This window comes from uncultured Campylobacter sp., from assembly GCF_938045595.1.
In the GTDB taxonomy this organism is placed as follows: domain Bacteria; phylum Campylobacterota; class Campylobacteria; order Campylobacterales; family Campylobacteraceae; genus Campylobacter_B.
The window spans coordinates 1-10,087 of the sequence record NZ_CALIBB010000073.1; the positions used below are offsets into that span (position 1 = coordinate 1).

The window sequence follows — 10,087 nt, forward strand, 5'->3', positions numbered from 1 at the left end:
CTTGGGACGAAATTTTCGTCGCAACATTCAAATCCATCTTAAAATACTTCCGCTTACGTTTTTCTGGCGGCACGTCGTCTGGCGAACGTCTTTTAAATGAGTTTGAAAATTTTGGACTGCGGCAGACTACTTGTCTAGCCTTGACTTAAAATTTCTGCACAACTCTCAAAATCATCTCGCGATACTTCCGCTTGTCTTTTTGCGCTCAAATTTGGTGAAATTTGAGCGTAATTTACTTCTTTCGTGTTCGTCAAATTTGAATGTAAATTTTATGCGAACTAAAAACTCTGCTAAAATTGGCTCAAATTTGACCCAAAGGTCGCGCTGTGCAAATCCCAAATTTGATCCGAAATTTTATCCGCAAACGCATCGTTTAAGAGTGCATTTTACTGCCGTTTTTCTACCCCGACGAGGGAGAGTTTGAGAGTTTTCAAGAGGGATATAGGCTCGCTAGCCGCAAAACGAGCGAGGAGCTAGCGGACGATACGCCAGGGCAGTGGCGCAAGAGCTGGCGGGTATCGCGCGTAACGGCATGGACGATCCGTTTTTTGTCGATTTTGCCCTCGGGGACGCTTCGTCGGTGTATTTTGCCTATCACGGCGCGGGCTCGTGGAAGCCGATTAAAGTCGCGGACGATATCGTTAAATTTGAAGAAATTTTAACCGATCTTGCCGCGCTTGAGGCGCCTTGCTCGCTTGAAGCGATCGCGCCGCTTGCTGATTTAAACAACGAATTTTACCGCGAGCTGGCGGACGACTACGCGCAGCAAGACGAAGCGAGCGAGGAGCCGGGATATAAATATTTCAGCGTTTTCATCGAGGATGTGGGCGCGGACAAGGTAAAAACGCTCGTGTTTTTAAAGAAAATTTTTGAGGACGAGAGCTTTGCGGCGGCTAAAGATAGAGCGCAAAATTTGCCGCTTTGCCTCTTTAGCGGCATAGAGGAGCTGGCGAGCCCGCTGCAAGACAAACTCGCCTCGCTCGGAGTTAAATTTTACGCGCGGGAGATCTCTTTTAGCGAATTTATCGCGCGAAGTAGTTAAGCGGGCAAATTTTAAAATTTTAACTCTCGCTGCTGCTAAATTTAAAACTTAGCAGCAGGCTATCCTATAAATTTCGTGCTCGTTCGCTTGCTATCGCAGTGCGTTAACAGCTTTGCGTACGCTGGAGCGCAAATTAAAGCGTAAAATCAAAATGTAAAATTGAAGTGGATTTTAAGCGCCCTACTTCGTTTTTTACTTGCAGTAGGGCGAATTTGCTTAAAGTAGTGAACTAAAGCGAGGCGAAAATTATCCAAACCTTGGATCTATTATCTTGCTCAGTTAGAGCAGCTGTTGCGAGCGACGAGCTCTGCAAAATCTAGGGCTGCGTCGTAGTCGGGCTCAGAGGCTATGTCGCTTACGAGCTCTTTATAAACCACAACGCCTGCGGTATCTATGACGAAGATCGCTCTGGCGCTAAGACCTGCTAATGCGCCGCTGGCGATGAGAGTGCCGTAGCGGCGACAAAATTCTTTATCACGGAAATCACTTGCAACGCGTAGATTTTTGATCCCCTCAGTCGTGCAAAACCTCCCCATCGCAAACGGTAAATCCATCGAAACGACGATTACTTCAGTGTTAGGAAGCGATGCGGCGCGCTCGTTGAACTTACGTGCCTCCGTCGCGCAGACGGGTGTATCTAGCGACGGCACAGCGACTATGATTTGCACGTGCTTGCCGCTAGCGATCTCGATTTCGCTTAGATCTTGAGCTACTAAGCGCACTTGCGGCGCGCGATCGCCTAGATTTATCTCTTGCCCGCTTAACTCTACGGGCTTTCCTTGAAATGTTACTGTTGGCATTTTTGTCCTTTGTTTTGAATTTGTAGCGGCGAATATACAAAAATTCCTTAAATTTCAGGTAAAATTGCTTTAAAAATCAAGGAGAGCAGATGGGCGAAGATATTTGGGGCAGCAGCAGCAATCCTGCATCGCTAGCCAGTATAAGACGTAAAAGCGGCGAAGAAAAAAAGCCCCTGGATGAGAAACCACAGGAGCAATCTGAGAATTTAGATTTAGCGCAAGAAGAACTTGCGGCGGATGATACTATAGAGCAAAATTCTGCGGCTCAGAATTCTATAGAGCAAAATTCCACTTCCATAAGGCAAAATTTTACTCCACAGAATTCTGCGGAGCAAAATTTAGCTTTTGCAGCTCAAGGCTTGGATGAAGAAAATTCTATTTTGCGAGATTCTGCCGCGACAGGTTCTAGCGAGCAAGATTCTAACGCTAAAAGTTTGAATTCTACCGAGAATGCCGCAAACTCGCAGAATTTTACAGAGCAGAATTCCACTTGGCAAAATTCAGCTTCCTTAAATTCCGATAGAATTAGCTCTACGCAAAGCTCAGCTAGGGCTTACGATCTAAATAAAGCCTACGCGTTTTATATGTTCCTCGGGCCTTTCGGCGCGCATAGATTTTATCTTGGACATATAATCTCTGCGATTTTTCAGCTTTTAGGCGGGCTGCCATTTCTCATCTGGCTTTTTTTAGTAGTGGTTGCTGTCATGTGGACGAGTATAGAAGGTAACGAGCTGTTGGCGCTTATAAACTCGTCTCGTCCGGATTTGGGTGTGCAAGCATCAGACCTAAAAGATATAGAACAGGGCTTTTTTCATTTTATGGTTATTTTCTCGGTGCCCAATGTTTTATTTTTGATTTGGCTTGTTAGCGACTTTTTTAGGTTGCCTGAAATGGTGCGAAAGCTAAATGTATCCGTAGGCGCGGGAGCAATCCTGTATGTTTATACGGATGACGCTAAAGAGCAGAGCGAAAATCTATCTACTGCCAAAACTACCCTTTACATAGCGTTTGGGCTTGAGGCGTTAAATGCGGTAGGCAGATATATCAAGAATGTAGATAAAGTGGGTGCGTTGGAAGGCGTCGGACTTATATCGATGATATGCCTAGCTGTGGGGCTATATTTTTTAGCGCGGGCAATACGCAGCACCGATCTGCTATCAAACGCCGTGTTAGTCGGGGTTTCCTCGGCTATAAGCGCAGTAAGCACTATATTTGTAGGATTTGAATTGTTTAAACCATCGGTTTTTATGATAAGCATTTATTGCGTATGCACAGCGGTATATCTGATCTATCAGCTGCTAGTTAGTAAAGAGCTTTACGATTGCAGCGGAGAGAAAAACTATCTAAGAGCGTTTTATGTTATTGCAGCTACGGAGATAGTAACTCTAGTCTTGATAGCGCTTGACTCACAGCTTTTCGCCTTAGTATTTGCCATAGGGTGGTTAGCTTCGGTAGTTTTAAATGTTTCGGCGGTTTATGGTACTAGGGAGGTTACCGCTTCAAAAGGCGGCTACGGCCTAGTGCATCTGGCGTATCACATAAGGCAGATGAACGGGCGGGAGTTTTAGGCGTTTAAATTTAAGGGGCGATTAGTATAGTCCTATATTATTTTAAAAAAGGAGTTTTAAATGACTTTTATGGAGTCTGTGCAAACTTGCGTAAAGCAAAAATACGCCGCATTTAGCGGGCGAGCATCGAGGTCGGAGTACTGGTGGTTTTTTCTATTTACCGTGCTTGGCGGGATTGTTTTGAGCTTGATAGATGGTGTTTTAGGCACTACGATAGGGTACAATCAAATAATAGCCGGCAAAATCGTCCATCAAGAAATCGGCATTATAGATGCGCTTTTTCAGCTAGCTATGCTCGTGCCAGCCATCGCCGTATCGGTCAGGCGACTACATGACACCGATAGAAGCGGCTGGTTTTTTCTGCTTATTTTAACGCCGATCGTGGGTGCTTTTTTCGGCGATATCGGGCTTTTGGTATCATTTGTGGGTTGGATAGTGCTGCTTGTGTTTTTCGTGCAGCGCGGCGATAGCGGGTCCAATCGCTTCGGATACGATCCGCTATGACAAAGCTCTAAACTTTGCGGAATTTTAGAATTCTAAAATTCCGTGCAGATAAAATTCTTTGTATTATCACTTAAAATTCTACGCATAAGCACTTTGTAGCGCTAAATTTTTCTTAAAATAAGCTTTTCAAATCCTCTTTAATTGATTGCCATTATCTGTAACTTAGAATTTTTATATTATAATGGCTCTTAAAATTTTATTTTAGAAAGGATGAAAATGAAAGAGAGAATCGAGGCGCTGTTCGCGCAAAACCCTAAAATTTCGATCGCGCAGATCTGCAAGGAGCTCGGCGCGAAGGAGATCGACGTGCTGCTAAACCTGCCCGAGCGCTTCGGAAAGAGCGCCGGCGGCGATAAATTCGGCGAGGTCATTAGGGAGCTTGAGAGTTGGGGCGAGGTGCTTTTCGTAAAAAATACGCCGAGCTTCATCATCGAGTTTAAAACCAAGATCCCAAGCGGCAAGAGCGCGCAGGGATATTATAATTTCGGCATGGGCGCAAACGGCGATGAGGCGCATGGGCTGGGCATTTTAGGAGGTCATCTAAAGACGGATGAGATCGATAAGATCATCCTCGTGACGCAGACTTTCATGGGAATGCTCTCGAAATTCGTGGGCTTTTACGACAAAGCGGGCGAGAATATCTTTAAAATTTACGTCTCGCGCGACGAGAAAGGACAGCTGCTAGCCGAGCAAGACGCGAAATTTGAAGCGCTAAAAGCCGCGATTTAGCGCTCGCGCAAGGCCCATCTTGCGTAAAATTTGTCCTTGCGCGGGCATTTAGGTTTGATCTCGCCCTTTACGCGCGAGATCAAATCCGTAAAATTCTACTGCGAGATAACACTGCGCGCATTCCTATGCGCTCGCGCAAGACCCGCCTTGCTCTGCTCGCTCATCGCTTGCTTAACGGCGCTTTAAAATTCTACGTGGCGCCAACCAAGGCGCTTTAAGCTTGCCAATAAGCTTTCAGGCAAAATTTTAAATTATCGTTGATGATAAAATTCCAAACTCGCCTCGTCGATACTTCGCGTCTTAAGAGCGCTTGGAATTTCGCGAGATTAGCTCGCGCCCACTCTATCTGAAGCGGAATTTTTGCCGCTTCAGATAGATCTTTCTTTTAACAATTTACTACTAAATTTTCAAAAATTTTATTTATATTGTCTTTGTACTGCGTATCGTCAAACTCTAAATTATTATTCGCAATCTTTCGTCCGGCAATATCTCCAAGCTTCATAAGATACTGCTTGAACTTTTCTAAAAATTTATCTACGTTCGCCTTTTTATCGGAGCCCCACTCATCTGAGCTAAAATGAATATACGCGATAATTTTTTTGCTTTTAAAATAATATTTCGGCTGATAAATTCCCGATTTGGGAAAATAACTCGATACTTCTCCGCTCAAACAAAGGCAAATATCGATCTTTTGCAGCGAGCGCATTTCAAAATCGCTAAAAACCCTTTTAATCTCTTGCCTTGTCGCTCTTATAATATCCGGCATGTAGATCGGTACATCATCCGCCCCGCCGATAACGGCATTTATGTTAAATTTCACACGGCACCTCGTCCTTAAATTATAAAGTGATATTCTTCAAAATTTCGGCTCATTATATCATCTTCATAATATTTATCTAGTATCGGGGTTTCGAGGGTTTTAAAATCGGCATATTTTTCCTCAAAACAGAGCCGAATAAAGATAAATTTTATAAAATCTACGGTTTTAATTTCATATCTCAAAAACTTTCCGCCGCTACGCAAAGAGCGACAAATTTTAAAATTGAAATTTTATACGTTAAGCTTAAAGCTTATAAAACTCCGATATTTAGGGCAATACAGACTCGAATTTTTATCTTTTATTGCTATAATTCCCTTATAAATTTAAATCTTAAGATTAAAAAGTATTCTTAAGAATTTTATAAGGCGGAGGAGATCTTGAATAGATTGATTTTAAAGATTTACGCGTGGCAAAATACCGCCACGCCGTGGTTTTGGCTCTTTGTGATAAGCGCAGGCTATCTTGCGACATCATATTTTTTCTTTCAGCGCTGCCTTTTTATGTCGCCTACGCAAATGGGCGCCCTCGTGCGTCTGGGCTTTGCCGTAGCGGGCGTAGGCGCGCTCATCGGCTTGCTGCTGCCGTTTGGCTTCATAGCAAGGCTCATTGCTTACCTGCTTGGCTTTGTAGGCACGATATACGGCTATTTACAAAGCTCCGCGCCGCACCCCGCCGCAGATACGGCAAATTGCCTCTCGTCACCTGCATTTCCTTTTGCGGCGCCGCTTGATAGCCTGCTGCCGGAGTTATTTCGCCCCGCAAGCTGCACGGGCACCCCGTCCTTCCCCGCAGGCACCGCGCTTAGCGATGTGCAGAGCTTTTTCGGCGGATTTTACGGCGAGGGATTTTATCTGGTGCCGAGCATTAAATTTGCAGACGCGGCGCAGTGCGCACAGGTAGCATTTGCGGCATTCGCGGCGATTTTGGCCGTTATGTTTGCGGGCTTTTTATACGGCAGATTTACGAGAAGTTTTTAAAATTTTAAGAAAGGATAAGCATGAAGTTTTTAAATTCTATTGCGGCTGCGGCGGCTCTTGCGGCTGCGATCGCAAGCTACGCTGGCGCCGAGGTTAAGGCGGGCGAGACGCTTTACGGCACGGTGCTAAAGCAGGTAAGCGTAAGCGGCGATTTGTCGCACAAGGACGGCAGGCTGCTGCCCACAAACGCCATAGAGGTCTTGGAGGTCAAAGACGGAGTAGTGAAATTTTCGCTCACCGGCTATCAAAATCCAAAGGCGCCCAACGTTATTTATTTCACGCCTAAAGCGCGCATAATCGCGGTGGCGTTTTCGAAGCAGGCTAAATTTCAAAGCGAGAGCTTGGGCGAAGAGGACGGCTTTAATAAGGTTAAAATAACCGCCTACACCGACGAGGGCGCGCTAAGCGGCGACGTGGATAAAATTTTCGCGGGCGCGAAGGAGAAATTCGAAGCCTCGTGTAGCGTCTGTCACGCTCTGCATCAGCCCGCCGATTATGAAGCCAACAGATGGCCGGGCTACATCAAATCGATGCTTTCGCGCACGCCTATTAGCAAGGATGAGAGCTGGACGGTGGTGCAGTATCTGCAAAAGCACTCCAAGGACGTAAATTTAAAGGATATGAAATGAAAAGACGAAATTTTTTAAAGCTCGGAGCGACGCTCTCGGCGCTTCCGCTCATCCCAAGCTCGATGCTCGCGGCGGATAAGCTTACCGCGCTTAAGAAAAACGGCGAAATTTTAACCGCGGCGCGGTGGGGAATTTTAAAAGCGAGCGTTAAAAACGGCAAGATCGTAAAATCCGCGCCGTGGAAGATCACCTCTAAAATTCCAAATACGCTTCAAAATACGATGGCGGATCTCGTTTATAACACGCGCATCAAAGCGCCGATGGTGCGAAAATCTTACCTCGCCGATCCCGATAATCCAAAGCCCGAGCTTCGCGGGCTTGACGAATGGGTCGAGGTAAAATATGAAGACGCGATCAAACTCGTCGCGCGCGAGCTTAAAAAGACGCGCGAGCAAAAGGGCGCGGACTCGGTGTTTGCGGGTAGCTACGGCTGGCAGAGCACGGGCAACGTGCATGTCTCAAGGACGCTGCTTCATAGATTTATGAATTTAAGCGGCGGCTTTACGGGCGTCACGGGCGATTACTCTACGGGAGCGGCGCAGGTCATAATGCCGCACGTAACGGGCTCAAATCAGGTCTATGAGCAGCAAACCTCGTGGCCCGTGGTGCTTGAAAACTCCAAAGTAGTGGTCTTTTGGGGGCTCAATCCGATCTCTACGCTTCGCGTGGCGTGGACGAGCTCGGACGAGCAGGGATTTAAGTATTTCGAGCAGCTAAAAAACAGCGACAAAGAGATCATCATCATCGATCCGATCAAAACCGTAAGCGGCAAGTATTTCGAAGGCAAGGCGCGATGGATCGCCCCTCGCCCGAACACCGACGTAGCGATGATGTTAGGCATGGCGCAGCACCTCTACTCGCAGGGCAAGTACGATAAGGAATTTTTACAAAACTACACCGTGGGCTTTGAAAAATTCGTGCCGTACCTCACGGGGCAGAGCGACGGCGTGGCTAAGACGCCGGAGTGGGCTAGTGAAATTTGCGGCATTAGCGCGAACGTGATCAAAGAGCTTGCGATAAAATTTTATGAAAACCGCACGATGATAATGGCGGGTTGGGGTATCCAGCGCGCTCATCACGGCGAGCAGGCGCACTGGATGATCGTGACTTTGTGCGCGATGCTGGGGCAGATAGGACTTGCAGGAGGCGGCTTTGGCTTTAGCTACCACTACGCTAACGGCGGCGCGCCTACCTGCGCGGGCGGCGTGATCGGCGGAATGAACGCGGCAAGCGTCGGCGTCGTTAAGGACGGCAAATTCCTAGGGCTTGCGCAGGATCAGAAGCAAGGCGGCGAAGCTACTCAAGCGTGGCTGGTAAATACGGCGAAGGTCACTTTTCCTCTAGCTCGCATCGCGGATGCACTACTAAATCCGGGCAAGACGATCGATGCAAACGGCGCAAAGATCACCTATCCGCAGATCGATTTCATCTACTGGGTCGGCGGAAATCCTATCGTGCACCATCAAGACACCAACACCAACATCAAGGCTTGGCGCAAACCGCGCACCATCGTAGTAAATGAAATTTACTGGACGCCGACTGCGAAGATGGCGGACATCGTGTTCCCGACCACGACGGAGTATGAGCGCAACGACATCACGATGAGCGGAGACTACTCCAATATGCATATAATCCCGATGAAGCAGGTCGTCGCCAAGCAGCACGGCGCGAAGGACGATTATCAAATTTTTACCGACCTTTGCAAGGCTTACGCGGACGGGCTTGCCGAGGTTTATACGGACGGCGGCAAAACGGAGATGGACTGGATCAAAGAATTTTACGAAGGGGCGGCGAGCGCCGTGAACGCAAACACCGCTTTAGGCATTCAGATGCCGAGCTTTGAGCAGTGGTGGGAGAAAAACGAGCCGACGGAATTTTACGAAACGCCGGAGAGCGCTGCGTACGTGAGCTTTGAGGATTTTAGAAACGATCCCATTTTGGAGGCTTTGGGAACGCCTAGCGGGTTAATTGAAATTTACTCCGATACGATAGAAGCGATGAACTACAAAGACTGCGGCGCGCATCCGATGTGGTTCGAGCCCGTCGAGTGGCTGGGCATGAAAGAAAAGCCTGCGAAATTTCACCTGCTTAGCCTGCATCCGCTCGATCGCTTGCATTCACAGCAGAGCAATACCTCAAATCGCAAGAGATACGCCGTCGCGGACCGTGAGCCGGTGTTAATAAATACTGAGGACGCTAAGGAGCTCGGTATCAAGCAGGGCGATCTAGTGCGCGTGTATAACGCTCGCGGCGAAATTTTAGCGGGAGCCAATGTAAGTGACGACATAATGCGCGGCGTGGTGCAGATCTTTGAAGGCGCGTGGTACGATCCTAACGCCGAGGGGCTTTGCAAAAACGGAAATCCGAACGTGCTTACGATCGATCTTCCTACGAGCGAGCTTGCCAACGGCAACATCTCTCACACGGCGTTAGTAAATATCGAGCTTTATAAACACAAGGCGGGCGAGGATATCAAACTAACCGCGTTTATGCCGCCTAAAGGGGCGAAGTAGGGATTGGGAGCGGTTTAGGTTTTAAGACTGGCTCATTGCTGGCTTGGACTAGATACGCCGATCCTCTACAGGCTTTAGCCAAACTCGCCGTGGTTTTGCTACGGCGAGACATATCGATTTCGACTTGCCGCGGCTTTATATAATCGCGGCTGTGTATCGGGACCAGTTTAGCTTGCCGTAGCTTCGCGACTGCAACGATAGGTCACGGAGCTGATTTAAATTTTATAGCCTTGCGCTTGTAGTATGACTGAGTTGATTTGACTTATCGTAACTTTGAGCTGTGTGGCAGGCTGGAGATAACAGCGAGCAATATTTGCCTCGCCGTCCTACCCTCTATTTGCTCGTGAAATTCTCGCTAAATTTAAGAACTTGCCGTTTGGACTAAAATTTCAATCCAAACTAAAAAACCGCCTAAGTTTCCATTTAAAATTTTTCTTCGGAATTTGCGTATCGTTAAAACCGTCGCTGTAAATTTCGTTTTTATCGGTGAAATAGCCGCTGTTTT

General features: G+C 47.2%; 9 protein-coding genes. 7 read left to right on the forward strand and 2 right to left on the reverse strand.

The features are described 5' to 3' along the window. The first annotated feature begins 496 nt into the window (after positions 1-496). Positions 497-1,042 carry a hypothetical protein gene (locus Q0340_RS02780; protein WP_298082073.1) on the forward strand — a complete coding sequence of 182 codons (546 nt, stop codon included), beginning with the start codon at positions 497-499 and terminating at the stop codon, positions 1,040-1,042. Between the two features lie 275 nt (positions 1,043-1,317). On the opposite strand, the gene tpx is transcribed toward Q0340_RS02780, so the two are convergent. Further along, positions 1,318-1,842, reverse strand: a complete 525-nt coding sequence (gene tpx, locus Q0340_RS02785; RefSeq protein WP_005872978.1) for a thiol peroxidase — start codon at positions 1,840-1,842, stop codon at positions 1,318-1,320. 89 nt (positions 1,843-1,931) lie between these two features. On the opposite strand from tpx, the gene Q0340_RS02790 reads away from it, so the two are divergent. The 3 genes from Q0340_RS02790 to hutX all read left to right on the forward strand — a co-directional run bounded on the left by Q0340_RS02790 (position 1,932) and on the right by hutX (position 4,643). Next, the gene (locus tag Q0340_RS02790; protein ID WP_298082074.1) at positions 1,932-3,410 is read left to right on the forward strand and encodes an NINE protein; all 1,479 of its coding nucleotides are present in this window, start codon (positions 1,932-1,934) and stop codon (positions 3,408-3,410) included. Positions 3,411-3,470: 60 nt separating this feature from the next. After that, positions 3,471-3,914 carry a DUF805 domain-containing protein gene (locus tag Q0340_RS02795; RefSeq protein WP_005872982.1) on the forward strand — a complete coding sequence of 148 codons (444 nt, stop codon included), beginning with the start codon at positions 3,471-3,473 and terminating at the stop codon, positions 3,912-3,914. 216 nt (positions 3,915-4,130) lie between these two features. Then, complete coding sequence (gene hutX / locus Q0340_RS02800) at positions 4,131-4,643, forward strand: heme utilization cystosolic carrier protein HutX (protein WP_040304324.1); 513 nt, start codon at positions 4,131-4,133, stop codon at positions 4,641-4,643. A gap of 385 nt (positions 4,644-5,028) precedes the next feature. Here hutX and Q0340_RS02805 read toward each other — a convergent pair whose 3' ends face one another. Then, positions 5,029-5,463 (reverse strand): Imm12 family immunity protein, encoded by a 435-nt coding sequence (locus tag Q0340_RS02805; protein ID WP_298082075.1) that lies wholly within the window; start codon positions 5,461-5,463, stop codon positions 5,029-5,031. 377 nt (positions 5,464-5,840) lie between these two features. Here Q0340_RS02805 and Q0340_RS02810 point away from each other — a divergent pair, with 377 nt between their 5' ends. Genes Q0340_RS02810 through Q0340_RS02820 form a run of 3 tightly spaced genes read left to right on the forward strand, consistent with a single transcriptional unit; the run spans position 5,841 to position 9,582 of the window. Next, entirely contained in the window at positions 5,841-6,440 is a 600-nt protein-coding gene (locus tag Q0340_RS02810) for a disulfide bond formation protein B (RefSeq protein ID WP_298082076.1), read from the forward strand. Positions 6,441-6,460: 20 nt separating this feature from the next. After that, a complete protein-coding gene (locus Q0340_RS02815) occupies positions 6,461-7,069 on the forward strand; it encodes a cytochrome C (RefSeq protein ID WP_298082077.1) in 609 nt (202 codons plus the stop codon). Next, the gene (locus Q0340_RS02820; RefSeq protein WP_298082078.1) at positions 7,066-9,582 is read left to right on the forward strand and encodes a molybdopterin guanine dinucleotide-containing S/N-oxide reductase; all 2,517 of its coding nucleotides are present in this window, start codon (positions 7,066-7,068) and stop codon (positions 9,580-9,582) included. Before Q0340_RS02815 ends, Q0340_RS02820 begins: the two co-directional genes overlap by 4 nt. Positions 9,583-10,087 lie beyond the last annotated feature (505 nt).

What these genes read in the sequence shown, in the direction of transcription:
- Q0340_RS02815 (WP_298082077.1), top strand. Translation starts at nt 6,461, where the DNA reads ATGAAGTTTTTAAATTCTATTGCGGCTGCGGCGGCTCTTGCGGCTGCG.
- tpx (WP_005872978.1), bottom strand. Translation starts at nt 1,842, where the DNA reads ATGCCAACAGTAACATTTCAAGGAAAGCCCGTAGAGTTAAGCGGGCAA.
- Q0340_RS02820 (WP_298082078.1), top strand. Translation starts at nt 7,066, where the DNA reads ATGAAAAGACGAAATTTTTTAAAGCTCGGAGCGACGCTCTCGGCGCTT.
- Q0340_RS02795 (WP_005872982.1), top strand. Translation starts at nt 3,471, where the DNA reads ATGACTTTTATGGAGTCTGTGCAAACTTGCGTAAAGCAAAAATACGCC.
- hutX (WP_040304324.1), top strand. Translation starts at nt 4,131, where the DNA reads ATGAAAGAGAGAATCGAGGCGCTGTTCGCGCAAAACCCTAAAATTTCG.
- Q0340_RS02790 (WP_298082074.1), top strand. Translation starts at nt 1,932, where the DNA reads ATGGGCGAAGATATTTGGGGCAGCAGCAGCAATCCTGCATCGCTAGCC.